We start from the raw sequence: 25,977 nt of genomic DNA on the forward strand, positions 1-25,977 counted from the left end.
GCAATATTCACCATATATGTCCTAGCAATGGCAAAGTACATTGATTACGTCAATTATGCGGCGCACTATCCACCACGGAGGATAGGATTTTACGACACGCCGCACCGATGAACCCAGGAATGAACGAATGCCGATTTTGAACAGAGCCGCCGAACTCCAGCAGGAAGTCAGCGAATGGCGGCGTCACCTGCATGAAAATCCCGAGATTTTATATGATGTCGACAACACCGCGGCCTTCGTTGCGGAGAAGCTGAAATCTTTCGGCGTTGACGAAATCGTGACCGGTCTCGGCCGCACGGGTGTGGTCGGCATCATCAGGGGCAATCTTCCGGGCAATCGCACCATCGGCTTTCGCGCGGATATGGATGCTCTCCCAATTTTGGAGGAAACCGGCAAGCCCTGGGCCTCGAAAACCGCAGGCGCCATGCATGCCTGCGGCCATGACGGACACACGGCCATGCTGCTTGGCGCGGCCAAATATCTTACCGAGACCCGCAACTTCGCCGGCTCCATCGCCGTCATCTTCCAGCCGGCGGAAGAAGGGGGTGCGGGCGCGCTCGCCATGGTCGAGGACGGCCTGATGGAGCGTTTCGGCATTAACGAGGTCTACGGCATGCACAACATGCCGGGCATTCCGCTCGGCGCCTTCGCCATCCGCAAGGGCGGCATCATGGCTGCACCGGACAAATTCTCCATCACCGTCAAGGGCCGTGGCGGCCACGCCGCCCAGCCGCACCGCACCGTCGATCCCATCACCATCGGCGCGCAGATCGTCGGCAACCTGCAGATGATCGCCTCACGCAATGCCGACCCGATCCGCTCGGTGGTCGTCTCCGTCACCCGCTTTCAGGCCGGCTCCAGCCACAACATCATCCCCAACGAGGCATTGATCGCCGGCACGGTGCGCAGCCTCGATGAAACTGTGCGCGATCTGGCGCAGGATCGCATCAAGCAGATGGCGGAAGGCATTGCCCTTGCCAACGGCGCGGAAGCGGAAGTCGTCTATGAGCGTTATTGCCCGGTGACCTTCAACCATGCCGCCGAGACCGACCACGCCATCCGTGTGGCCCGCGATGTGGCGGGCGAACCGAATGTCGACCCCGATGTCGATCCTTCCATGGCGGGAGAGGATTTCTCCTTCATGCTGAAGGAAAGACCGGGATGCTTCATCTTCATCGGCAACGGCGATTCGGCCGGGCTTCACAATCCGGGGTATGATTTCAACGACGAGGCCATCGCTTACGGCATTTCCTACTGGGTGAAACTGGCCGAACAGCGCCTGACGAGCTGATTGCGGGCCAACGCGAAGAAAGCCGAGGAAGAGATCGACCGCGATGAAGAACGCGGTTGATCCGCAGGCATCGTCAGGTTAAAGAGCAATTCAGTGTCCACGTAGCTCAGCAGGATAGAGCACAGGATTCCTAAGACAAATTGGGGGTTGCGCCCGGAAACGACGCAATCGATCTGCTCAAAGTCGGGGAAAGCTTCGCTGGTCTTCCAGCATGCCAATCCCGAGCCAAGCTCCGGAGAAATCCGGTGAAGGTGTAGAGACTGGATGGGCAGCACCTAAAGGCCGCAAGGCCCATGGTGAAGGGACAGTCCAGACCACGAACGTCTTGCCGGCAAATGGCGGGACGGCGGCGAAAGCCGAAGCGGTATGAATCCTGGGGTCGGAGGTTCGAATCCTCTCGTGGACGCCAATTTCCTGCAAAACCCAGCAAAAACAACGTTATAGTTTGAGCGCGACCCAGCGGGGCCGATAGCCCTTTGGCAGGCCTCTACTTCGACCGGAGTCTCAGCGACATCCTTCACGAACACGGGAAATTAAAAGCTTCAAAAGGGAGCGTTGAAAGCGGGCAATTGCTTCCTATTTCCTATCTGTGATGATGAAGCGCCTGTCAAAATTAGTTGCGCTAGAGGAAGGAGATTTGATGATCGACGAATATGGTCCATATGTGCAGATGTCCACGCTTGGAGAACAGATGGCTGCCTGCTACCAGACGGATGCAAATCTCTTGCTGGAACCGCATCTGGCGCATTACATGGACGAGGTGGAGGTCAATATCGCCGCCGATAGTTTTAATCACGTTGGCTTTCTGAACAACATCACAAGCCGGCTACAGGTGACACTGACGGCAACGACCAATCCCAGGCGCCGGGAATTTCTACAAGCCGTTGTGGCTTCGCTTCAGGAGCGGATCCACCGCCATTCACTCGATGTGGCGTAATAGAGCTTAGGCACATCATCTTCGTCGTCACTCTTGTACAATCGCTTGCTGCATATCTTTGGCAAGACGGCGAAAAAGAACTGACGAGACGCTCGCGGCGCAAGCCCGGAGCAACCCCTCGTGCAGTTGGCCATCCCTGCTATTCGACGAAAACCCGCACGCTCGAGGCGCGGCCGTCGGCGTCGATGACCGTCAGTGTGGAAAACCCCTGGCCTTCCGGCCGCCATTCGCTGTTGCGGCGATGGGAAGCGTTCGGCAAAGGCAAACCATTGGCGAGCCAGCGGAAGGGTGCGCGCCCGCCCTGCAGCTTCAATACCAGCGGCGAGATGCCCGACTGGCCGGAAAGCTCCACGCGCGCGCCCTCCGGCGGGTAAACGATGCGCGGGGCGCTTTCACGTCTTGAAGCAGAAAGCAGGCCGCTGGCCGTCGTGGTAAAACGCCGCTGGTTGGCGGGGAGGTCATTGACCGCGACCCGCGCGACACCGGAAGGTGCGGCCGGCATCGGCGTGATCGCCACGCCGGATTTTTCGAAAGCCTCGAACAGGATCGGGGCGGCCGTCGCATAACCGGCAATGCCCGGCACCGCGCCATTGTCGGCCCGGCCGACCCAGACGCCCACCACATGCCGCCCGTCATACCCCACCGACCAGGCATCGCGATAGCCATAGCTGGTGCCGGTCTTGTAGGCGATGCCGCGCTGTTTCATGCCGAGCGGCGGCAGCACGCCGGAGAGGATGTCGGAGATGTTCCAGATAGCGGCATCGGAGAATAACCGGTCCCCCTCCAGCCGTTCCGGGGCGGAGCGGACGCCGTCTCCAAGCCGCACGGGATCGCCGCCGGCCAGTCCCGCATAAAGCTGCACCAGATCGACCAGCGAAATACCCGCGCCGCCAAGGGCTATGGCAAGCCCGGGCGCTTCATTGGCGGGAAGCACGAGTTTGACGCCCATCCGGCGGAACCGCACCATCAGCGCCGAGGGGCTGACGGCATCGAGCAGCTTGACGGCAGGCACATTGAGCGACAGTTGCAGCGCCTGCCGGATGCTGACATCGCCCTGATAATGCATGTCGAAATTGCGCGGCCTGTAACCGGAAAAGTCGGCCGGGCGATCCTCTATGATGGTTTCCTGCCCGACAAGACCGTCTTCGAAGGCAAGGCCGTAGATGAATGGCTTGAGGGTGGAGCCCGGCGAGCGAACGGCCCGGCTCATCTCCACGAAACCGCGTCTTGCCGTATCGAGATAATCCGCCGAACCCACTTCCGCCAGAATATCGCCGCTTTGCGCATCGGCCATGACGATGGCGACGGAGACCCTGTCGCCGAGCTTTTCCGCCGCATGGCGGGCAACACCCTCCAGCTCCCGCTGGATCGGCAGCTTCAGCGTGGAACGCACCTCGGCAGTATTCGGGAATTTCACCCGTGCGGCGACGGCCATATGCGGCGCATAGGCCGGCAGGTCCCGCCGGTTGGTGGGCACATTCGCAAGCGCCGACCGTTCCGCTTCCCCCTCACCCACCACGCGTTCCACGGCAAGCCGTTGCAGCACCCGCTCGCGCGCCTGCTTCGCCGCCTCCGGAAAGCGATCCGGGCGTCGCTTTTCCGGCAATTGCGGCAGCGCCACCAAAAGCGCTGCCTCCGCCGTATCGAGCCGGCCCGGTTCCTTGCCGAACCAGGCGAGACTTGCGGCGCGAATGCCTTCGAGATTGCCGCCATAGGGCGCGATATTCAGATAGAGATCGAGGATTTCCTCCTTGCTGAGCCTTCTCTCGATCTGGAGCGCGCGCGCGGCCTGCAGGAATTTCGCCGAAAAAGACCGGTCGGCGCGCGGCTCGATCAGCCGCGCCACCTGCATGGAAAGCGTCGATGCGCCGGAAACGATCCGGCCGTTGCTGGCCAATTGCCAGGCGGAGCGCAAAAGCGCCCAGGAATCGACGCCGTGATGCTCATAGAAACGCTGGTCTTCATAGGCCACCAGCATGCGCAGGAACTGTGCGTCGACTTCGGCGGCCGTGGTTTTCAGCCGCCAGCGGCCATCGGGTGTCGCAAAAGCGCGCAACAGTTTGCCGTCACGATCCAGAACCTCGAAGGATCGTTGCTGCGCAGCGTCCAGCGGCGGCGGATAGGCCTTGTCCAGCGCATCAAGACCAAAGGCCGCGCCGCCCATAAGCAGCGCGGCCGTCATGATGCCGACAATGATCGCCTTCTTCCGCCTCATGGGTTTGCCGAGCGCACCTCCATGCGGCCGGTTGCCGTGCGGGCGGCAAATTGCGGCCGGTACATATCCTCAACCGAAGCTGCCGGATGATCGTAGGTGCCGGGGGTAACGGCGCGGACCACATAGGCAAGCGCAATTTCCGAACTGTCGCCGGCCGAGCGATCGAAGGCCGCCACGAAACGGTCGTAGCGGAATTCCGTATGCGCCGCTTCCGTTTCCGGCAGCCAGTCGAAATTCGAAAGCTCAGCCGAATTGACGAGGCTCGGATTGTCGATTTCGAAACCGGAGGGCAACAGGTCCGTCACCAGAATGCGCGACTGCCAGTTATTCTGCGGCACCACATTCAGCACCACGACATACCGTTCGTTCTGGATCACCTCGCTCGGGTTCACCTCTTCGCCATCCATGGAATAATAGGTGCGGGTGATGGTGAAGCCTTCGCCGCCTGCGGCAAGCGGCTGCGCCGGCGGCGCCACCGTGGTGACGACGGCCGTGACCGGATCGGCCGAGGCATTGGCGATCTTTAAGGGTGCGGCCAGCAATTCATCGCCGCTCATCCGCTTGCCGAAGCCTCCGGTCTGCAGATCGCCGTTCACATCGAGACGGATATCCTTATCCTCGCCTTTGACGGCGCGGGCGGCCAGCAGCATCCATGCCTGTTCCTGGGTGCTGGTATAGGGCTTCTTTTCCCATTCCTTCGCCACCGCACCGGCAAGCTGCGGCACGACGGCCGGAACCGGCCGGCTTTCCGCCGCAAGCGCCAGCGTCGCCGCGCCGTCACGCAGAGCGGAGCCATAATCCGCGCGCGAGAAGCTGACATTGGTGGTGCGGCTTGCCATGTCGAGCGAAGCGCCGAATACGGCCTTCGAACGGGCCTGATCGCCATAAAGCGAGAGGGCGGCGGCAACCTGCGCCTTGGCGAGCGGTGTGGCGAAATCGGCCAGCGCCGTATCCGCGTAATAACGCAGATCGTTGATCGCCGCCTTGCGGTTGCGCGCCAGGACATAAAGCGAATAGGCGATCTCGTTGCCGCGATCCTTGACATTGCTGTCATAGGAAAGACCGTTTTGCAGGTTGTTCAGCGCCTGCACCATGGCGGCTTCGGGCACATCGTAATTCTGCTCGCGGGCGCGGGTCAGGAAGTCGCTGATATAGGCATCGAGCCACAGATCGCCGTAACCCGGCGACCAGAGGCCGAAGCTGCCCGAACTCGACTGGAAGGACAGCACGCGGTAGATCGCCTCCTGCACGCGCTTGCGGGTATCGGGGTCTTCTGCAAGGCCGCTATCCTTCGTCAGTTCCGAAACGTAAAGCAGCGGCAAAGCGCGGCTCGTCGTCTGTTCGGCGCAGCCGTAAGGATATTTGTCCAGCATCATCACCAGCGCCGGAATATCGAAGGCGGGCGAGCGCGTGACATTGACCGCGACGGACGAGCCGAGAAGCATGCTGTCGGCCAGAAGATCGCCATTGATCGTCAGGCTGCTATTGGGCGCGATCTTGATTTCGCGCCGCGTCGTCACCGGCAGAACGGCCGGGCGCACCGGCACGTTCAGAACCTGCTCCAGTGAAAGACCGGCGGCACTGGAAACCTTGATGGTAATCGCGCCGTTGCCGGGCTGTTCGCCCGTCAGCGGGACCGTCAGCGAAGACTTGCCGCCTTTCTGAAGCGCGAGAGTTTGCGACATCTCGCCCTGATCGACGGTCAGCGCCGTATTGCTGGTCACATCCAGCCGGTAATCGCCGGGCTCGCCATCGGTATTGGCGATATCGAGCCGCAATTGCGAGACATCGCCGGGTGCGAGGAATTTCGGCGCGCTGGCCGTGACCACGACAGGATCGCGAATGATGGCATCGGAGACCGCATGTCCCACGCCTGTCTTCGTCCAGGCCACCGCCATGATGCGGGCCGTGCCGTTGAACTGCGGAATATCGAAGCTGACCGTCGCCTTGCCGTCTGCGTCGAGTTCGACCGGACCGGCAAAGAAGGCCACGAGCTTTTCCGTGGGCGGACTGCCCTGAAGGGCTGCCTGCCCTCCGTCACCGCCGGTGCGCAGCCGGCCGGTGGCGCCAAGCGAACCGTCGATCAGGCGGCCATAAAGGTCGCGGATTTCCAGCCCCAGCCGGCGCTGGCCGAAATACCATTCATCCGGCTTTGGCGGCTCATAGCGGGTAAGGTTCAATATGCCGACATCGACGGCCGCAACGATGGCATAGGCCTTTTCGCCGACGCCGGCACCGGCGACGGTGATCGGAATTTCAAGCGGCTGGCGCGGCAGCGTTTTCTGAGGCGCACCGAGCGTGACGGCAAGCTTGCGCTCGGCCGGATCGACGGCGAGCCATTTGATGCCGATGGCGCGCATCGGCATACGGCTTTCCTGCGCATCGCCGGGACGGAACAGCGTGGCTGTCACATAAGCGCCAGCACCCCATTCCTCGGTGACGGGAATGTCGATCTCGCCGCCATCCTCGCCGATCTCGGCATTCTGCACGGCAATCAGCTTTTCCGAACCGGAAGTCACCATCAACTCGCCAGCAAAACGCGAGGAAACCTTGAGTTTGGCCGTATCGCCGATCTTGTAGCTCTGCTTGTCGAGAGCGATTTCCAGCGCATCTGGCGTTTCGGTCGAGCTTGCCTCCACATAAAAACCGGCATCGAACTCAACGCTGGAGACAGGCGCGCCATTGCCGGCGCCCTCCACTTCCAGCCGATAGCGACCCCAGGTGACGGGCACGGAAATCTCGCCGCCATTGGCATCGACCGAAAGCGTGCCCGCTTCCTGCTGCTTGGTATATTCCACCGGTTCGTAACGCCAGGAATTGCCCTGACGATACCATTGATAGTTCCGCTCGACCTTGATGAGCTTCCAGTTGAGGCCGCTCATCGCCTGTTTGGCACCGTCGGCACTGACGCCGATGATGTGGAAACGACCGACGGAATTCTGGGCAAGGTCGCCGGAAAACTGCGGTTTGATACCGATGACCGGCGCTTCAGCCTTGATGGGTAGCGTCAGGAAGCGCTCCACGGCGCGGCCGCCGGCCTCGCGCATGCGCACGGTGATGTTGGCGGAAAGAAGCTGCGTTGTGGATGGCAGATCGGTCAGATCGATATTGAAGCTCGCCTTGCCCTCTTCGTCCAGCGCCGGCAGATCGGCAAGCGTGGTGCGGTTTTCCTCTTCGCTTTCCTCATCGGCCAGACCGAAGAAATAACCTTCGAAATCGGCGCTGGTGCGCGTCGGTTTGATGGCGACCTCGCCTTCCAGCGTCAGGCCGGCTGCGGGCGCACCATAGAGATAGCGACCATCGACATCGATTGCCGTTTCCGCGCCAGGGTCGATCTGCTTTGCCTTGCTGGAAAGATCGAACTCGGTGCGGTCAGGCACGAAATCATCGACGAGGAAGCTCTTTTCGCTGATCGCAGGCGTTTTCGGATCGGTATGGATGCGCAATGTCCAGGTGCCGCGCATGGCATTTGCCTGCAACGGCAGATCGACCGCATGGCCGCCCAGTGCCTTGCCGTCGCTGACGAAACGCCGGTCCTCGACACCATCCGGGCGCGAGAAGATGAAGGTGAGCGGCAGATCCTCGATTGCCTTGCCGTCGACATCGCGGGCAAGGGCTGCGGCATGCACGGTCTCGCCGGCGCGGTAGATACCGCGTTCCGTCCAGCTGAACACGTCGATGGCGCCGGGGGCTGCACGGCCCGTCACGCCGCGATCCGAAAGATCGAATCCGGCGCGGGTCATGTCGAGGAACACATAGTCCTTGTCGCCGTTGCGCGCCGTCAGGATAGCAGGCGCCTGCGCCGCCGTGCCGCGCATCAGGCCGGCCGAGAACACCGCGCGGCCGTCCGCATCCGTCTTCGCGGTGCCCAGCACCTCATTATTCTTGGCGAGTAGCTGCAAATCCACATCTGCCAGCGGCTTGGCGCTGCCAAGGGCACGGACGAAGACATTGAGCCCATCGGTTCCGGCATAGGTGGTGATGCCGGTATCGGATACGAGGAACCATTGCGTGGCGCGCGAATCCCAGGTTTCCGGCGCGGTGCCCGGCGGTACGGCGGTCAGCACATAGATGCCGGGCTTGCGCTCGGGCAAGGCCTCATCCACCGGGAAGCTCGTCACCACATCCTTGTTGAGATCGGGCTGGATATCGATCGAGCCCTGCCAGACAAGCTCGCCAATTTCGTTTTCGATACGGTCGGCGTTATAACCGTCCATCTGTGTCAAAAACTGCGAGTTTGAAAGAAGTGAGGTGATGTTGCGGTCGCCGACGCGATAAAGCTTCAGGTCGGCCTTGTCGGCATTGACAGAGACGATTGGAATGCCGCGGCGCGCCGTGCCCGGCAGCACGAAATTCTCGCCGGTGAAGCGCACGCTGGCGGCACGGTCACGCACGTATATATCGAGATCGACCTGCTTTTCCAGAGGCTCTTCCACCGAAGACGGCAGGCCGGCGCGAAACGCGATCTTGTAACGCTGGCCATGGGTCAGGCCTTCCACGCAAATCTCGCTGCCCTTCGCCTCGATGGCCTTGGGCGCTGCCCCATCGAGCGTGATGAAGGAGGAATAATCGACGCCGTTCTTCACCAGCGGCTCGGAAAACTGCACGCAGGCGCGCGGGCTGATGCTATCGGTATCCACGGTATTGTTGATGACGCGGAAACCCTGCCGCGTGCGCAGATCGGCATAGGCCGCCTTGGTCTGTGCATTGTCGGTAAGCGCGAGGCTTTCCTTATAGGCATTGAGCGCCGCGCGATAATTCTGGGTTCGCTCAAAAGCCTTCGCCAGCCGGTTCAGGGCCTCGGTGCGGGCACTGACCGTGCGGCTGAGCTGATAGGCATTGATGGCAGCGGAAGCGGCTTGTCCCGCTATCGAATAATTATCGGTGACCTGCGCGGCCTTTTCCGACAATTCCGCCCAGAGCGCGCCATCGTCAGGTGTGATCGCAAGGGCCTGTTTATAGGTCGTGACTGCATCGGGAATATTGCCGGTGGCTGCCTGCTGCCGCGCCGTCTCCACGAGGGCTTCCAGACCCTGTTCGCCCTCACCGTCATTTGCCGCAAGGCCGGATTTCAGCCGGCGCGCTTCCTGCTGCAGGCTGTCGGTCACGAAGGACAGGCGCTGCGGTGCGCCGATATCGGCTTCCGCGGCCACTTCCACGATCTTGCCGGCAACTGCGCCAGGGAAGGCGTTCAGCTGATTGAAATCCGACTTGAGGAAGCACCATTTCACCTTGGGATTGTAGGTAAAGGCCTTGCAGGCGGTATCGCCGACGCAAATCTCGCCGCATTGTTCCAGCGAGACATTTTGCTCCGTCCTGAGATCGAAGCCGAAATAATCGCCATTTTGGGTCGTAACAACCTTGCGGGAGGGTTCCGCCGCCATGGCTGGCGGAAAAAACAGGGCGGTTGAGACCGCAACCAGCGAAATCCGGACGAGCGCGCGCAACGACATCAGTTTTCTCCCCGCAACAGACATGTCGGGCGGGACTCTGGTCAAATCCACGCATGGTTGTCAACGCATCTTCGTCAATTCACGACACGCAATATGTGAAGGCGGGCAAGCGGGAAGGTTAGTCTTCTATTTTTCTCGCTTCCGAAATCAGCATGATCGGCACACCATCGCGGATCGGATAAGCAAGCCTCGCGCTTTCGGAGATGAGTTCATTGCGGGCGCGGTCATAGGCAAGGCGCCCTTTCGTCAAAGGGCAGACCAGAAGCTCCAGCAGCTTGGGATCGACATTGCTCATCCTGTCGTCCATGGCGGCGATCCTATTGCAGCACGTTGCCGCCCTCGCCCGATCCCTGGGCAAGAACGATTTCGGTGATGGCGATCAATGTTTCGGCCCGCGTCTTCAGGTCCGGCGCTTCCAGCAGCGCCTGTTTTTCAGCCGGTCCGAAGGGAGACATCATGGAAAGCGAATTGACGAGGACGCGATTGCCCGCCCTTTCCACACTTTCCCAATCCGCTTCCAGCTGGTTGGCATCCAGAAACGAGCGGAATACCCGGAGCAGGTTTTCGCGGTCCACCGCATCCTCGTCATATTCGCCGGAAAGATCAGCGATGAAGGGCGCATGGCGGAAGCTGCGATAGGGTTTGCCCGCCTCCACCTCTTCCAGCAGGCGGAAACGGCACACGCCGGTCAGCGAAATGATATAACGGCCATCGCCGGTTTCGGAAAAGGACGTGATGCGGCCGAGGCAGCCGACCGCGCTCAGCGGACCGCCCTCAAGCCCCGCCTCGATGACATGCAGCGCGGGCTGCACCATGCCGATGATGCGATGGCCGGCCAAAGCCCGGTCGATCATGGCGAGATATCGAGGCTCGAAAATATTGAGTGGAAGATGGCCTTCCGGTAGAAGCAGCGCGCCCGGCAATGGAAAGACCGGCACGGTTTCCGGCAGATCGTCGTTCTTCACATATCTCGCATTTCCGACATGCATGGGAATCAAGCCCCCTGTTCACTGCTGCCCGGCCGGCGGTTCAACCGCCCTGGCCGGGATATGCCCGCATTACGAAAACAGTATCGCCGAAAGCTTCCTGCGGCCGGCAACGGTTGCCGGGTCCTTGAAGCCCCAGGCCTCGAAAAACTCCAGAAGCTGGCGGCGCGCGCCGTCATCGTCGAAGGTCCGGTCCTTGCGCATGATGTAGAGCAGATGGTCCGCAGCCTCATCGCGCCGCCCTTGAGCATTCAGCACCTTGGCAAGCTTCACCCGCGCCTCGTGACGATCGGGATCGAGCGCAAGCTCGCGCTCCAGCGCCACCGGGTCGCCGATCTTACGGGCTTCCTCATATTGCGCGATCTTTTTCGAAACGAGCTGAATGCCCGCATCCTCGTTGAGTCCCGCGGGCAGCGAAGAGAGCAGTTCGCTTGCTCGCTCATATTGGCCGGCGGCGATCATGCATTCCGCGATACCGGCAATCGCTGCCGGATTTTCGGGATCGGCCTGCATGACGGCGCCGAAAAGCTGCGCCGCGCCGTTGAAATCGCCATCCGCCAGAAGCTGCTTCGCCTCCGTCAGAACAGCCTCGATCTCCGCCTTAGGGTCGCCCGCATCAGGCCCGGCGATCTTCTCGATGAACTGCTTGATCTGGCTTTCCGGCACGGCACCCATGAAGCCATCCACCGGCCGGCCGTCGGCAAAGGCGACGATTGCCGGAATGGACTGGATACCGAGCTGGCCGGGAATCGACGGGTGGTCGTCAATATTCAGCTTCACGAGCTTCACGCGGCCATTCGCCTCGTTGATGACCTTCTCGAGCACCGGCGTCAGCTGCTTGCACGGACCACACCAGGGTGCCCAGAAATCCACCAGAACCGGCTGGCGACGCGATTCCTCAAGAACGTCCCTGGAGAAACCCGCCGTGGTGGTGTCCTTGATGTGGCCGGAGGCCGCACCGTTCAGCTCGCCATTATGATGGGCGCTTGCGGTCATCTGCCCGCTATAGGAACCGCCGTAAGGATTATTTTCGCCGCTCATGCCGGTCTCCCGTAACCTCTGTCATATGTCTTATTTGAAGCAAAGATCGTATCTCACTCGGTGACTTTCAAGACAAGCGGCGCATGTCCGGTTGCCTCGAGAAAGCGAATGAGATCCGTGGACGCGATCGTTGTCGTCTGGTCGTTGGAAAGCGGATGGCCATTGACCAGCTCGTTTTCCAGAAGCCCGCTGTCGAGCACGAAGGTGACCTGCCTGTCGGTGTCGTTGATGGCTCCGAACACCGTTACCGAGCCCGGCGCGACGCCCAGATATTCAAGCATCTTTTCCGGTCTGCCAAAGGACACGCGGCTTGCCGCACCGATGGTCTTGTGAACGCTTTTCAGATCGACGACCGCATTTTCCTCAACGGTCAGAACGAAATACTGATCCTTCTTGTCCTTTACAAAGAGGTTCTTTGTATGGCCGCCGGGAATGAGGTCGCGCAGCGACTGGGATTCGGCGACGGTAAACACCGGTTCATGCTGCTTCGTGGTGTGGGAAATGCCGAGTCCGTCGAGAAACTCGAACAGCTCTGTTGCCGTCTTCTGGGAATTTTCCGCCATATCCTGCCACCTGCCTCTGCCGATTCCACTATCCTTGTTTCCTGATTAAGCGGGCAACCGACGCTTGGCAACGCAGGAAAAAACAGCGGGATGAAAAATTCTCAATCATTTCCGCCGCTTGTCGCATTTCTCAAAGAAATTTTCGCGTTTTTGTCATTTCCCTGTTGCATTCCAAAATCGATTGAGCGATATAGCGCCCGTCGCCGCTTGGCGGCCCACGGTTCAGCGAACTACCCCGGACCGGTGGATTTGAGCGGGTGTAGCTCAGGGGTAGAGCACAACCTTGCCAAGGTTGGGGTCGAGGGTTCAAATCCCTTCGCCCGCTCCAAATTTCCCTAAAGATAGAATAATCGTCAAAGTACCCCTGTTCGCGCGTGACGCATTGTTCCGTGTCGTGAGGCTTAAAACTCGGCCTGCGCAGCCCCTCTGTCGGCAAGGCGCGACGGAAATTATTCCGCAAGCGGAACTTATGCCGAAGATGTCCGTTTCAGATCCGAGGCTCCTAACCTCAGTTCCCCTCTGATTGCCCGCCATGAGCGGGCATTTTTTTGCCGATGTCCCTGGAACAGCTTATGTGCGCAGCACGTTCTCCTGCATTGTTCAACGCGGGAAGAGCCATGTCCGCACATCCTGGAAGAATTCTCTTGATTGCCGCAGTCGCTACCTTGTCGATACCCGGCATATCGCCTGCCGCCGATATGACGGTTTATCGTGAGGAACGGGTTTCACCGCACAAAACACATCCTCAACCGCAGCGGATCGAAAATACCTATTCCAATCTCACGGAAATGCGCTGCACCGAAAATATCGTGTCCTATCGCTCCCCTTACCCACGGCACACGGAACAGGTCACGCTCTGCCATCCGCCATTAAACTGGCGAACAGGGCCATCAACCGCAACAATATGGTCGCCTTGATCTTGCCATAATTCATTCAATGTGCTTTTGTGCAGCCGCCCTTGTGGGAGGGGGTAGAGGTTGAGACCCGCTGGCTGCATTTTGGCAGTAAGCGGGTTTCCCTTTTTTTGGTCATAACTTACCGGCCGGCACCCTCGCATCCATCGTTTCTCCGGCTCGGAAAATCAATGAAACATGGCGCAGAATCGTGCGGTTTGGATTTTTCGTATGAAGGAAAGTGGTAGCGGGAGAGGGACTTGAACCCCCGACACGCGGATTATGATTCCGCTGCTCTAACCACCTGAGCTACCCCGCCACAGGGGAAACGTGACAGTCATGTGACCGGCCGTTCCATCAGGATGAGCGGCTTATAAGGTGCCGCTCCCCAAAGTGTCAAGCGCAAGATGCGCAAAAAATTCGCTTTCCGCATCGCTGCAAAAAGCGAATGGTTTCAGGCGGCAACCGGCTTTTCCAGAAGCGCCTTGAGCGACGCCTCGGCTTCCGCCGAGCGTTCCGACCGTTCGATGAAACCGCCGCCGTAAACGCGGGCATCGGCACCCGGCGCGGAATAAAGCACACAGGCCTGACCGGGAGCGACACCGGCTTCCCCGGTCATCAGGTCCACATAGATACCGTTTTCGTCCGCATGCAACATCGCTTCCGTCGGCGGGCGGGTGGAGCGCACCTTGGCGAAACAGGCAAAGCCCTGCCCGGCATCGTTCGCCAGCTCGCCGTCACCCAGCCAGTTCATGTCACGCAGATAGACCCGGCGGGTTTCCAGCGCCTCGCGCGGGCCAACGATGACCCGGCGGCCGCGTGCATCGAGATGCACGACATACAGCGGCTCCCCGGTCGCGACACCAATGCCGCGGCGCTGGCCGATCGTATAATGCACGATGCCATCGTGGCGGCCGAGCACGCGCCCGTCGAGATGGACGATATCGCCTGCCAATGCCGCATTCGGCTTCAGCTTGTTGATGATATCGGTATATTTGCCCTGCGGTACGAAACAGATGTCCTGGCTGTCGGCCTTCTTGGCGACGACCAGCCCCATATCTTCCGCCAGAGCGCGGGTCTCGGCCTTGGAGAGGCCACCGAGCGGAAAGCGCAGATAATCGATCTGTTCCTGCGTCGTGGCGAACAGGAACCAGCTCTGGTCACGGTCGCTATCGATCGGCCGATAAAGCGCACGCCGCCCCGGCTGGCCGGAAACGGGATTGGGACGCGAGCGAATGTAATGGCCGGTCGCCAGCGCATCGGCACCCAGTTCCTGGGCGGTGGCGAGCAGATCGGCGAATTTTACGGTCTGGTTGCAGGCCACGCAGGGGATCGGCGTTTCACCCATCGCATAGGCTTCGGCAAAGGGGTTGATGACGGTTTCGCGGAACCGCGCTTCGTAATCCAGCACATAGTGGGGAATGCCGAGCGTTTCGCAGACCCGGCGCGCATCGTCTATATCCTGCCCCGCGCAACAGGAGCCGGCGCGGTGCACGGCAGCACCGTGGTCATAGAGCTGGAGGGTAATGCCGAGGACATCATAGCCCTCGCGCTTGAGGATACCGGCCACCACCGAAGAATCGACGCCACCGGACATGGCGACAACGATCCGGGTATCTTCCGGCCTCTTGTCAAAATCGAGCGTATTCACGTTTTTTCCCATCGTCAGTCATAACGGGGGTAAAGGCCCCGCCGCCTGTCGGTCATCCGCCGCGAGAAACCTGGCCATCAATGGGGCCGACCTGTCTCGTCATCCTGCGGATTTAAGGGCTGCATATAGAAAGGAATGGCCGCGCACGCAAGTACGGGGCGGAAAACCGCCCCGCAAAGCCGTCAGATTCGGGCTGGGACCGGCCGTCAGGCGCCGGCCGTCTTCTGGCCGCTGCTGCCGAACCACTTGTCGCGCTCCCTCCACAGCGCTGGCAGGGCCAGCAATCCGATAGCCGTGAAGGCGATCAGCGTCTTGTTGAGCTGAGACAGTTCCGCCGTGCGGCCATCCAGATAATAGACACCATAGACGATGGCCACGTGCCAGACATAGACCTGCAGCGAATGGCGGCCGAGCAATTGCAGGAACTTAAGCGACAGCACCCAGATGACGCCCTCGGCGATGGCGCGCACGAGCGGACGGTGGTGCTTCGGACCTGCGATCACCAGCCACGTCAGGCCGACGCCGACAGCGAGGAAGTTGATGAGATAGACCGGGCCGAAATCGGCACGGATTTCCATGGTGGAGAATTTGCCCATCATGAATTCCGGCATCAGGCCCCAGGCTGTGGCGATGCGCAGCGGCATGAAGAACAGGCAGATGACGAGCGCCGCCTTCGGCAGCCACGTATGCTCAGGCGAGAAGATCGCCTTCCACGGAATGCGGTTCTGCGCCGTCATCGCGCCCATCACCAGCGCCGAATAGAATACGAGCTGCCAGCCGAGCAGATTGAAGCTGACGCGAATGCCCTGCTCGTCCGCACCCTTCACGAGTTCGTTGAGCGGGGTCGTCACGATCTGCTGCAGGCCGAGCTGACCGGCCATCCAGACCAGCAGGGAGCCGGCCATGACATAGGCCCACTTGCCATCAAGGCAGAGCTTCACCAGCACCGGCGCAAAGATCATGTAGACGATATATTGCGGCAGAATATCCATGAAGGTCGGCTGGAACAGGAATGTCGCAATCGCCGCCAGTCGCAGCGGATCGTCGAACGACGTCATGCCGAGCCAGTTGTACCAAATATAGGGTGCATGCGGGATGACCATGCGGAAGAACAGCACGGCGATGACGAGACCCATCGCGTAACGATAGAGTTCCAGCGCTCGGTTCCAGATCATCTGCTTGCCAGCGTCATAGCCGTATTTCATCATCTTGCGCGCATAGACCATGCCGATCAGCAGGCCGGACAGGAACACGAAGCCTTGGGCGTCCTCGACAAAGGCAAACTGCCGGTGATTGATTTCCACCAGCCAGAAACCGCCGGCAAACACCAGATGGTTGATCAGCATGAAGACGAGGAAGTAACCACGCATCCCGTCGATCAGGTCAAAGCGTTTCATCTCGATAGCTCTCCGTTCTCGCAGGGCCTGCATTGCCCAGCCACCCAGCCCGGCTTGGGAGGGGCCGGGGATTGGATTGTCAACGCTGTTTTGTGCCTGAGGTTCCCTTTCCAAAGCGGTTTAGAACCGGCACGAAAAGTCACATTGACGTGTATGCATTCTGGTTAGGATGCAGGGACTGAATGCGGGATGAATAAAAAAAGGCAATTCCGTGAAGCGAATGAGCCATGCGCGGGCAACATGCTGCGACAGGCAGGTCTCAAAGCGTTGCATAGCAGGGCGAAGCGGAATTCACCGCCGATGAGCGGGGGAGATATCACCCGTTAGATTTATCAGTCGTTTTTTTGACCGCATCTTTCCGCCCCTTTTGCGGAGCGAGCCTCGGCGTGACCGTGCTTTCTGGAAGCGAGACGAACAAAGGCCCGGCGGTCGCCAAACCGCCGGGCCTCTAACTGTTAAACGCATTCCGATTCGTCAGGCAGCGGCCTGAATAGCGGCCACCTGCCAGTTGTCGTTTCCGGGGCGACGAACGAAGGTCCACATCTCCACCGCCTCAGAAGGCTGGTGCTCGTCACCTTCGATTACCTTGCCGGAGGTGCGGTCGCGCATCACGTCGATGGCGGAGTAGCGCATCGCCACCGTTGCATAATCCTGACCCTCTTCGTGCCATGCTTCGGCAACATCGCCCTGTAGCAGCGTCACATCGCGCACGTCGTTTTTCACGCCGCTGGTGGCGTTGTCGCTCAGTTCCTCTGCGAGGTAAGACATGGCTTCCGGCGTCGTCAGCTTGCGCAAGGTGCCGTAATCCTCGGCGGCATAGGCGGCCTGTACGTCTTCCAGCATTTTCTGGAAAGTTTCGAGATCGCCCTGGGTAATGCCGATTTCATCGCCTTCCGACATGGCATTAGCATGAGGCACAGGCTTTGCCGTTGCGGCAGTGGCGGCCACACCGCCCGCAGCGCCGGCCAGCGCGCCGATCTTCGGAATCTTGAAAGAGGAAGCGGCAGAACCCGCCTGCGAACCGCCATTATAGGAGGAACCGGAATGATCCGTGCGCTGCGATCCGCCGGCCGAGCCATAAGCGGGCTGGCCCTGACGGCGCGAGGCGAAGAAACGCATGGCGAGCATGACCAGAAGACCGATCAGCGCCACCTGCAGCAGCATGCCGAAGAAACCGGCCATGCCACCAAAACCGCCACCCAGCAACATGCCGAACAGACCGCCCATCAGCAGGCCGCCCATCAAACCACCCATCATGCCGCCGAAAAGGCCACGATTTTGCTGCGGCGCCTGTGCGCCGGGACGTGCCGGCTGAGCAGCGCTCGGTGCCGCCTGGTTGGTATTGGGTGTCATGCTGCGGTTGATCGGCGCAGTCTGGCCGGGCGCAGTGCTGGTCGAAGGCGGAGCGGAATAGGTCCGTGTGCCACGGCTTCCGAAACCGCCGCTGGCGCGACGTGCCTCTGCCATATCAACCGCCACAAAAGACACCGCGATACCAAGCGCGGCGACTGCGAACAAACCCTTGAAGCGCCGAAAGGCAGCAAACATCGTTATCTCCTGTTGGCCACCCTCCCATGAGCGGCATCTCGCAAGTCGATATAGCAACTCATGATCATCATTTTTAGACCGGTTGGCTAAAATTTTTTGTGATATGCAACCAAAGCGCGATCCAGATAACAAAAGCCGCAACAATGACAACTGGAAAGCAAAAAACCGGCACAGGGTTTCCCCTGCACCGGTTCCTATTGTCCCCTTGGGAGGAACGATAGATCAGTCGACGTTGAACGTCAGCGGCTTGACCTGGCGGATGGCCGGGTTGGCGCGCAGCTTGTCCAGCACCTCTTCGGAAACCGGGCCGTCAACATAAAGCAGGGCGATGGCGTCGCCGCCTTCTTTTTCACGTCCGAGCTGGAAGTTGGCGATGTTGACGCCAGCCTCGCCGAGCGTGGTACCCATGAAGCCGATCATGCCGGGAACGTCGGTGTTGGTGATGTAGATCATGTGCGATCCGACATCGGCGTCCATGTTGATGTTCTTGATCTGGATGAAGCGCGGCTTGCCATCCGAGAACACTGTGCCGGCAACCGAACGGATCTGGTTTTCAGTCTTCACCGTCAGCTTGATGTAGCCGTCGTAAACACCGGTCTTGTCGCGCTTGACTTCGGAAAGGATGATACCCTTTTCCTTGATCATGACCGGGGCCGAAACCATGTTCACATCCGCAACCTGGCTGCGGATCAAGCCAGCCAGCAGGGCGCTGGTCAATGCCTTGGTGTTCATGCTGGCAGTTGCGCCATCATAAAGGATTTCGATTTCCTTGGTGGCGCTTTCCTGTACCTGGCCGACGAAAGACCCGAGAACATCCGCCAGACGAATGAAAGGCTTCAGGCGCGGTGCTTCGTCAGCCGTGATCGACGGCATGTTGATGGCGTTGGACACGGCACCCTTGACGAGGTAATCCGACATCTGCTCGGCAACCTGCAGAGCAACGTTTTCCTGCGCTTCCGTGGTCGAAGCGCCAAGATGCGGTGTGCAGACGACGTTCGGAAGGCCGAAAAGCGGGCTCTCGGTGGCGGGCTCGACTTCGAACACGTCAAAACCGGCACCGGCGACATGGCCCGACTTGATGGCTTCGGCAAGGGCCGCTTCATCCACCAGACCGCCACGGGCGCAGTTGACGATACGAACGCCCTTCTTGGTCTTGGCGAGGTTCTCTGCATTAAGGATGCCGCGGGTCTTATCGGTCATCGGCACATGCAGGGTGATGAAATCGGCCTGGGCCAGAAGCTCGTCCAGCTCAACCTTGGTGACGCCCATTTCCTGCGCACGTTCCGGCGACAGGAAGGGGTCATAAGCGAGAACATGCATCTTGAGGCCAAGCGCACGCGAGCAGACGATGGAGCCGATGTTGCCGGCGCCGATGACGCCGAGCGTCTTGCCGGTGATTTCGACACCCATGAATTTCGACTTTTCCCACTTGCCGGCCTGCGTGGAGCTGTCGGCGGCCGGAAGCTGGCGCGCAACGGCGAACATCAGCGCAATCGCGTGTTCTGCCGTTGTGATGGAGTTGCCGAAAGGCGTGTTCATGACGATGATACCGCGGCGCGAGGCGGCCGGAATATCGACATTGTCGACGCCGATGCCGGCGCGGCCGATAACCTTGAGGTTGGTCGCAGCCTCGATCAGCTTTTCGGTCGCCTTGGTGGCGGAACGAATGGCGAGACCATCGTAGTTGCCGATGATTTCGGCAAGCTTGTCCTTGTCCTTACCGAGCTTCGGCTGGAAATCGACTTCGACGCCACGATCGCGGAAAATCTGGACGGCGGTTTCCGACAGTTCGTCGGATACGAGTACGCGAGGTGCCATGGTTCACGGGCTCCTTGAAAAACGGTGAATCTATTATTTACGCATTTCCGGACGCAAAACCGGCTTCCACTTTTGCTGGAAATGCTCTCAAGCGGGGAATGTGCGGCCCTGCATCAGCGCAGGGCCGGTATAAAAATCAGGCGGCAGCCTTGGAAAGTGCTGCCTTCTGCGTCTGGTAGGCCCAGGCGAGCCAGGGCATGACGGCTTCCATATCCGCCGTCTCGATGGTGGCGCCGGCCCAGATGCGCAGACCGGACGGGGCGTCACGGTAAGCGCCGATATCGAGGGCGACATTTTCCTTTTCGAGCAGGGCGACGACGCCCTTGGCGAAATCGGCCTGTGCGGCGGCATCCAGCGCCTGTACCTCGGGATCGACGATCTTCAGGCAGACGGAGGTGTTGGAGCGGGTTTCCGGCTTGACGGCCAGGTTGGCGATCCAGTCGTTCTTCTCGATGAAGTCGTAAATAACCTTGGCATTGGCATCGGCACGGCCGATCAGCGCCTTGAGGCCGCCGAGATTTTTCGCCCACAGCAGCGCGTCGATGTAATCTTCAACGCAGAGCATGGACGGCGTGTTGATGGTTTCGCCGGTGAAGATGCCTTCGATCAGCTTGCCGCCGGAAACCATGCGGAAGATTTTCGGCAGAGGCCATGCCGGCGCGTAGCTCAAGAGACGCTCGACAGCGCGGGGCGAAAGAATGATGACGCCATGGCCGCCCTCACCGCCCAGAACCTTCTGCCAGGAGAAGGTGACGACGTCGAGCTTCGTAAAATCCATGTCCTGTGCGAAGGCCGCCGAAGTGGCGTCGCAGATGGTCAGACCCTTGCGGTCAGCCGGGATGAAATCGGCATTGGGAACGCGAACGCCGGAGGTTGTGCCGTTCCAGGTGAAAACCACGTCGCGGTCGAAGTCGACTTCGGCAAGGTTCGGCAGCAGGCCATAATCGGCCTCGAATTTGCGGACGTCCTTCAGCTTCAGCTGCTTGACGACGTCGGTGACCCAGCCCGCGCCGAAGCTTTCCCAGGCGAGCATATCGACGCCGCGTTCGCCGAGCAGCGACCAGAGCGCCATTTCAACGGCGCCGGTGTCGGATGCGGGAACGATACCGATGCGATAATCGGCAGGAACGTTCAAAACTTCACGGGTGAGATCGATGGCCTGCTTCAGCTTGGCTTTGCCAACCTTGGCGCGATGCGAGCGACCGAGCGGCGCATCAGAGAGAGCATCTAGCGACCAACCGGGACGCTTCGAGCAGGGACCAGAGGAAAAATGCGTATTGCCCGGACGGACGTCCGGCTTCACGATATCTGTCATTTAACTACCCTTTCAGATAGGCGCCTCTCGTTAGGGAGAGGTGTCCTGACGCCGTTGCTATTCCTCTGGCCGATCCCAGTCAAGCGGAATATGTCGCTACGCAGAAGAATTTTGGTCCATATGCGTCATGCCCCGTATCAGATGCCGGTAAAACAAAACCGCCCGCACCCGGAGGATGCGGACGGTCTGAAACTACCAGCTGGGCGTGACGTTTATTTATAAACGGCAGGCTGCAGCGGAATATCGGCGGGCGGCATGTATTGTGCGGTATCACAGCCGTTGAAGACATAACGGCCACCGACGCGCACTTCATGCGAATAAAGGCCCTTGTCACGGCCTGGACCGCCGCCATTCTCATAAGCGAACATATCGCCCTTGTTGATGTGGCGGAAACGATAGCCGATATCGGCCTTCAGATTACACGTGACGTCGATGGATGCGCCGGCCATCAGAGCATAGGCGAAGCGCCATTTGCCCTTGCCGCCATGTTCGGTCGTGGGGTCACAGCCTAGGCCATTGACGCTGCAGGATGTGTTGCGCAGCTTGTCCCACTTGACGTAGGAGCCGCCGATACCACCACCGACATAAGGCGTCACCCGCCCATAAGTGCCGAGATCGACGTAGGCATTCGCCATCAGAGTATAGGCGCGAACCGAGCTAAGGTCCTCCGAGACGCAGCGGCCGGGAACGGAACCGCAGAAACCACTCGTGGAGCCGCGGAAATCCGACTTACCCATATAGTCGAAGGTCACGTCACTGCGGAAATAGTTGTTGAACTGATAACCGACACCGGCACCGATGACATAGCTGTCCTTGATCGTCGCGGTATCAAAATCCGCGAGATAACCACCCGGACCACCCTGATAATAGTGAGCACCGCGTAGCTTGTTGAAGGAATAACCGACATCGCCGCGCAGATACCAGCCGCTCGCCTGGGTAACAGTAACCTCGGGAGCATCGACATAGGCCGGTGCAGGCTCAGCTTGATAAAGATCGGCAGCAATAGCGCTTGTACCGGTCAGCAGGACGGCCAGAAATCCGGCCAGGGCGTTTTTCATGACTTCCACTCCAGAAGAGGCACGTGCGGTTTCGGCAGCAGATGCCAGTGAACTGTTCAGTCATGGAGATTGACGTAAAATGGTTAAGTCCCGATTAACCACGATCATTCACTATATTTATTAGGAAATACTCAAAGAAAAAGCCGGCTGGACAGCCGGCTTCTTTAAGGCATTACTAACGCTGCGGCTTATGCGGCCGAGCGGGCATTGGCAATAACACCGACGAGATCGTTGACGATCTGCTCCACCTTCGCGCTATCGTCGCCTTCCGCCATGACGCGGATCAGCGGCTCCGTACCCGAAGGGCGAATGACGAGGCGGCCATTATTGGCCAGGGCACTCTCCGCATCCGCGATCGCCTGCTGCACGACAGGATTTTCCAGCGGCTTACCGCCGGAGATACGGACGTTCTTCAAAAGCTGCGGCACCGGCTCGAACTTGCGGCAGACTTCGCTGACCGTAAGACCGGAGCGCTTGACCTTGGCGAGAACCTGCAAGGCCGCAACGAGACCATCGCCTGTGGTGCCGTAATCCGACAGCACGATATGGCCGGACTGCTCGCCGCCGACGTTGAAATTGTGATTACGCATGTGTTCGACGACATAACGGTCGCCCACCTTGGTACGGGCAAGGGTAAGTCCCTTGTCGCCCAGGAAGCGTTCCAGCCCGAGATTCGACATGACGGTCGCCACGATACCGCCGCCGCGCAGCGTGTTGTCGGCAGCCCAGCTATCGGCGATGACGGCCATCAGCTGGTCGCCATCGACGATCTCGCCGCGCTCGTCGACGATGATGACGCGGTCCGCATCGCCATCGAGCGCGATGCCGATATCGGCCCGCACTTCATGCACCTTCTTCTGGAGCGCTTCCGGGTGGGTGGAGCCGCATTCGAGGTTGATATTGATGCCGTTCGGCTCATTGCCTATGGTGACGACTTCCGCACCGAGTTCCCAGAGCGCAGCGGGCGCCACCTTGTATGCCGCGCCATTGGCGCAGTCTATGGCGATCCGCAGTCCGCTCAGCGTCACATCACGCGGCAGGGTGCGCTTGACGAATTCGATATAACGATAGATGTCACCATCCACACGCTTGGCGCGACCAATCTCGCTTGGCTTGACAAGTTGCGCATAGATATCCTTGTCGAGAAGATCCTCGATCTCCAGTTCCAGCTCATCGGAAAGCTTGTAACCATCCGGTCCGAAAAGCTTGATGCCGTTATCGGAAAATGGGTTGTGCGAGGCCGAGATCATGACGCCGATATCGGCGCGCAGCGAGCGGGTCAGCATGGCGACGGCCGGCGTCGGGATGGGACCAAGGAGGAAGACATCAAGGCCGGCTGCGGTGAAGCCGGCAACCAGGGCGTTTTCCAGCATATAGCCGGAAAGCCGCGTATCTTTGCCGATGACGACGCGATGGCGATGATGGCCGCGCCGGAAGATCGTGCCGACCGCAATGCCCACCCGCATCGCCAGATCAGGCGTCATGGGGAAGACGTTCGATTGTCCGCGGATACCATCGGTTCCGAAATAACGGCGTGCCATTTGAACTCCAAATCTTTTCCAGCATTCCGGCAAAAGCTGAAAACAGCCGGAAGCGTTTTTGGCTAGATGCCACAAACCACGATAAACAGCACGTAAATTAGCGCAAAAATGGCTTATATCTTGTTACCAAAATGAAAAGGCCACCCGGAAACCCGGATGGCCTTTTACAATTTTTAGCTTGCGCGAACGATCAATGCGGTTGCGGCTCCATGCCGCCTTCGGCCTCGCCGTCGCCCTTGGCTTCGGTCGGGCCGTCCTTCTTGGTGCCTGCCTTCGGCACTGCCGAACCACGGCTGCCCGGAGAATCGTCACCCAGATCGCGGGCGGGCTTCTCGCCCTTCAGCAGGGCCTTGATCTCGTCGCCCGTCAGGGTTTCGTATTCAAGCAGACCCTCGGCAATCGCAACGAAACCATCGTGGTTTTCCGTCAGGATGCGACGCGCCTCGGCATAGGCCTCATCGATCAGGCGGCGAACTTCGGTGTCGATCGTCTGGGCCGTCGCTTCGGACACATTCTTCGACTGCGAGACGGAATGACCGAGGAAAACTTCCTGCTGGTTTTCACCATAGGAGACCTGACCGAGCGCATCGGAGAAGCCCCATTGCGTGACCATGGCGCGGGCAAGCTTGGTGGCCTGCTCGATATCCGAAGACGCGCCGGAGGTGATGTTTTCCTTGCCGAAGGTCAGTTCCTCGGCAACGCGGCCACCCATCATGATGACGAGACGCGACACCATCCACTTGTAGCTCATGGAGTAGCGGTCGCCTTCCGGCAGCTGCATGACCATGCCGAGCGCACGGCCGCGCGGGATGATCGTCGCCTTGTGCAACGGATCGGCCACGGCAACCTTCAGCGCGGTAATGGCGTGTCCGGCTTCGTGATAGGCGGTCAGCTTCTTTTCGGCCTCGGTCATGGCGGAGGAACGACGTTCCGCGCCCATCATGATCTTGTCCTTGGCGTCTTCGAATTCCTGCATGGTGACCACGCGCTTGTTGCGGCGGGCGGCCATAAGGGCAGCTTCGTTGACGAGGTTCATCAGGTCCGCACCCGAAAAACCGGGCGTACCACGGGCCAGAACCTTAAGGTCGACATTCGGCGCCAGCGGCACGTTGCGGATATGCACCTTGAGGATGCGCTCGCGGCCGACAATATCCGGGTTCGGCACGACGACCTGACGGTCGAAACGACCGGGACGCAGAAGTGCGGGGTCGAGAACGTCGGGGCGGTTGGTGGCGGCGATGAGGATGATGCCCTCATTCGCCTCGAAACCGTCCATCTCGACCAGAAGCTGGTTCAGCGTCTGCTCGCGCTCATCGTTACCGCCGCCAAGACCGGCGCCGCGATGGCGGCCGACGGCGTCGATTTCATCGATGAAGATGATGCAGGGCGCATTCTTCTTGGCCTGCTCGAACATGTCGCGCACACGGCTTGCGCCGACGCCGACGAACATTTCCACGAAATCCGAACCGGAAATGGTGAAGAACGGCACATTGGCTTCGCCAGCGACGGAACGCGCGAGAAGCGTCTTACCGGTACCCGGAGGGCCGACGAGCAGCACGCCGCGCGGGATTTTACCGCCGAGGCGCTGGAACTTCTGGGGATCACGCAGGAATTCGACGATTTCCTCGAGGTCCTGCTTGGCTTCGTCCACGCCTGCAACGTCGTCAAACGTTACGCGGCCATGCGCTTCCGTCAGAAGCTTGGCCTTGGACTTGCCAAAGCCCATCGCGCCGCGCGAACCACCCTGCATCTGCCGCATGAAAAACAGCCAGACACCGAGAATGAGGAACATCGGCAGAAGCGTGCCGAGATAGCTCAGGAAACCGGAGGAACCGTCGCTTTCGGGACGCGCCACGATGGTCACGTTCTTGCTCTGCAAGCGCTCCATCAGGCTGTCATCGATGACGGGGGAATAGGTCTGAAAGGCCGTGCCGTTTTCAGTATAGGTTCCGAGAACCCGGTTACCGGTGACGGTCACGTCGCGAACTCGCCCGGAATCCACATCGCGAAGAAACTGGGAATACGGAATTTCCCGCGAACCCGTTTGCGTCGGCGATGTCTGGAACATGCTGAACAATGCGATCAGCAAGAGGGCAATCACGGCCCACAAGGCGAAATTTCTGAAATTTGGGTTCATCGAACTCCCCGAACTCACACGGACAAATTTGCTGCCCGCTATAATGTGCCCCTAACATAAGGACGACATCTCCCGTTGCCAAGGCGAACGGCGTTATCTGATGCGTTTTGGTGTAAAAACTATTCCAAGGCAA

The 25,977-nt window shown here is 59.9% G+C and carries 16 protein-coding genes and 2 tRNA genes; 3 read left to right on the forward strand and 15 right to left on the reverse strand.

Annotated elements, in window-relative coordinates:
- Positions 1-127 precede the first annotated feature (127 nt).
- Positions 128-1,291, forward strand: coding sequence for a M20 aminoacylase family protein (locus F3H58_RS16630; RefSeq protein WP_149742967.1), 1,164 nt, complete (start codon positions 128-130; stop codon positions 1,289-1,291).
- Positions 1,292-1,931: 640 nt separating this feature from the next.
- Positions 1,932-2,228: a hypothetical protein gene (locus F3H58_RS16635; RefSeq protein WP_003523270.1), complete on the forward strand. Its 297-nt coding sequence runs from the start codon at positions 1,932-1,934 to the stop codon at positions 2,226-2,228.
- A 139-nt stretch (positions 2,229-2,367) separates the two neighbouring features.
- On the opposite strand, the gene pbpC is transcribed toward F3H58_RS16635, so the two are convergent.
- From pbpC to F3H58_RS16665, 6 genes are all read right to left on the reverse strand, one after another.
- Positions 2,368-4,443, reverse strand: coding sequence for a penicillin-binding protein 1C (gene pbpC, locus F3H58_RS16640; RefSeq protein ID WP_188128959.1), 2,076 nt, complete (start codon positions 4,441-4,443; stop codon positions 2,368-2,370).
- Positions 4,440-9,896, reverse strand: a complete 5,457-nt coding sequence (locus F3H58_RS16645) for an alpha-2-macroglobulin family protein (protein ID WP_149742968.1) — start codon at positions 9,894-9,896, stop codon at positions 4,440-4,442. The genes pbpC and F3H58_RS16645 overlap by 4 nt, the downstream gene beginning before the upstream one ends.
- A 118-nt stretch (positions 9,897-10,014) precedes the next feature.
- The gene (locus F3H58_RS16650) at positions 10,015-10,203 is read right to left on the reverse strand and encodes a Trm112 family protein (protein ID WP_003523265.1); all 189 of its coding nucleotides are present in this window, start codon (positions 10,201-10,203) and stop codon (positions 10,015-10,017) included.
- Positions 10,204-10,213: 10 nt separating this feature from the next.
- Complete coding sequence (locus F3H58_RS16655; protein ID WP_161987908.1) at positions 10,214-10,885, reverse strand: LON peptidase substrate-binding domain-containing protein; 672 nt, start codon at positions 10,883-10,885, stop codon at positions 10,214-10,216.
- A gap of 69 nt (positions 10,886-10,954) precedes the next feature.
- On the reverse strand, positions 10,955-11,923 hold the full coding sequence (gene trxA, locus F3H58_RS16660; protein ID WP_149742969.1) for a thioredoxin: 969 nt from the start codon (positions 11,921-11,923) through the stop codon (positions 10,955-10,957).
- 53 nt (positions 11,924-11,976) lie between these two features.
- Positions 11,977-12,486, reverse strand: coding sequence for a prolyl-tRNA synthetase associated domain-containing protein (locus F3H58_RS16665; RefSeq protein ID WP_142780680.1), 510 nt, complete (start codon positions 12,484-12,486; stop codon positions 11,977-11,979).
- 253 nt (positions 12,487-12,739) lie between these two features.
- Here F3H58_RS16665 and F3H58_RS16670 point away from each other — a divergent pair.
- Positions 12,740-12,814: transfer RNA gene (locus F3H58_RS16670), tRNA-Gly, on the forward strand.
- A gap of 807 nt (positions 12,815-13,621) precedes the next feature.
- Here F3H58_RS16670 and F3H58_RS16675 read toward each other — a convergent pair.
- The 9 genes from F3H58_RS16675 to ftsH all read right to left on the reverse strand — a co-directional run bounded on the left by F3H58_RS16675 (position 13,622) and on the right by ftsH (position 25,844).
- Positions 13,622-13,698 (reverse strand) — tRNA-Met (locus F3H58_RS16675).
- Between the two features lie 135 nt (positions 13,699-13,833).
- Entirely contained in the window at positions 13,834-15,030 is a 1,197-nt protein-coding gene (gene mnmA, locus F3H58_RS16680; protein WP_080854270.1) for a tRNA 2-thiouridine(34) synthase MnmA, read from the reverse strand.
- A 206-nt stretch (positions 15,031-15,236) separates the two neighbouring features.
- Positions 15,237-16,427, reverse strand: a complete 1,191-nt coding sequence (locus tag F3H58_RS16685) for an OpgC family protein (protein ID WP_149742970.1) — start codon at positions 16,425-16,427, stop codon at positions 15,237-15,239.
- 474 nt (positions 16,428-16,901) lie between these two features.
- Complete coding sequence (locus tag F3H58_RS16690) at positions 16,902-17,975, reverse strand: Tim44 domain-containing protein (RefSeq protein ID WP_149742971.1); 1,074 nt, start codon at positions 17,973-17,975, stop codon at positions 16,902-16,904.
- A 222-nt stretch (positions 17,976-18,197) separates the two neighbouring features.
- Entirely contained in the window at positions 18,198-19,793 is a 1,596-nt protein-coding gene (gene serA, locus F3H58_RS16695; protein ID WP_149742972.1) for a phosphoglycerate dehydrogenase, read from the reverse strand.
- Between the two features lie 136 nt (positions 19,794-19,929).
- Positions 19,930-21,108 carry a phosphoserine transaminase gene (locus F3H58_RS16700; protein ID WP_065656473.1) on the reverse strand — a complete coding sequence of 393 codons (1,179 nt, stop codon included), beginning with the start codon at positions 21,106-21,108 and terminating at the stop codon, positions 19,930-19,932.
- Positions 21,109-21,320: 212 nt separating this feature from the next.
- Complete coding sequence (locus tag F3H58_RS16705; protein ID WP_149742973.1) at positions 21,321-22,166, reverse strand: outer membrane protein; 846 nt, start codon at positions 22,164-22,166, stop codon at positions 21,321-21,323.
- A 188-nt stretch (positions 22,167-22,354) separates the two neighbouring features.
- Complete coding sequence (glmM, locus tag F3H58_RS16710; RefSeq protein WP_149742974.1) at positions 22,355-23,707, reverse strand: phosphoglucosamine mutase; 1,353 nt, start codon at positions 23,705-23,707, stop codon at positions 22,355-22,357.
- Positions 23,708-23,897: 190 nt separating this feature from the next.
- Positions 23,898-25,844 carry an ATP-dependent zinc metalloprotease FtsH gene (gene ftsH / locus F3H58_RS16715; RefSeq protein ID WP_149742975.1) on the reverse strand — a complete coding sequence of 649 codons (1,947 nt, stop codon included), beginning with the start codon at positions 25,842-25,844 and terminating at the stop codon, positions 23,898-23,900.
- Between the last annotated feature and the right edge of the window lie 133 nt (positions 25,845-25,977).

Source organism: Rhizobium sp. NFACC06-2 (assembly GCF_900101425.1).
GTDB classification, from domain to species: domain Bacteria; phylum Pseudomonadota; class Alphaproteobacteria; order Rhizobiales; family Rhizobiaceae; genus Agrobacterium; species Agrobacterium leguminum.